This is a genomic window from Bradyrhizobium sp. NBAIM08 (assembly GCF_020193935.1).
GTDB lineage: Bacteria > Pseudomonadota > Alphaproteobacteria > Rhizobiales > Xanthobacteraceae > Bradyrhizobium > Bradyrhizobium yuanmingense.
This window is the reverse complement of the sequence record NZ_JADYVR010000402.1, coordinates 1-443: the sequence shown is the minus strand read 5'-3', so window position 1 is coordinate 443 and position 443 is coordinate 1. Positions and strand designations below refer to the sequence as shown.

General features: G+C 42.4%; 1 protein-coding gene. It reads left to right on the top strand.

What is annotated here, in order from left to right; all coding sequences use genetic code 11:
• A partial coding sequence (locus I6F37_RS40120; protein WP_225154395.1) for an AMP-binding protein occupies positions 1 to 443 on the top strand: 443 nt, incomplete at both ends.

Below are 443 nucleotides of genomic sequence, written 5' to 3'. Positions count from 1 at the left end.
GTGTATAAAAGCTTACAAAGTAGCAGCAGGTAACGGCTGCCCTGTCAGTTCGTCTATAGGATTCGATGCAACGGTTACCAGTTTTTTTTCACCACTATTATCCGGGAAAAAAGTGTTGCTCCTGCCGGAAAATGGTGAAATAGAAGCATTAACCGATGTCTTGAAATCGAAAAATAAATTTAGCCTTCTTAAAATAACGCCGGCTCACCTGGAGATTCTGGATCATTTGCTTCCTGGTAAAAATCTGGAAGGTCATACAAATGCATTGATTATTGGAGGAGAGGCGCTGGTAGGTAAATACCTGAACTTTTGGCGTAAACATGCCCCCTCTACCAGGCTTATTAATGAATATGGACCTACTGAAACTGTTGTTGGATGTTGTGTTTATGAAGTTCCACCCGAAAAATCTCTTGCGGGCGATATACCAATCGGCCGTCCGATAG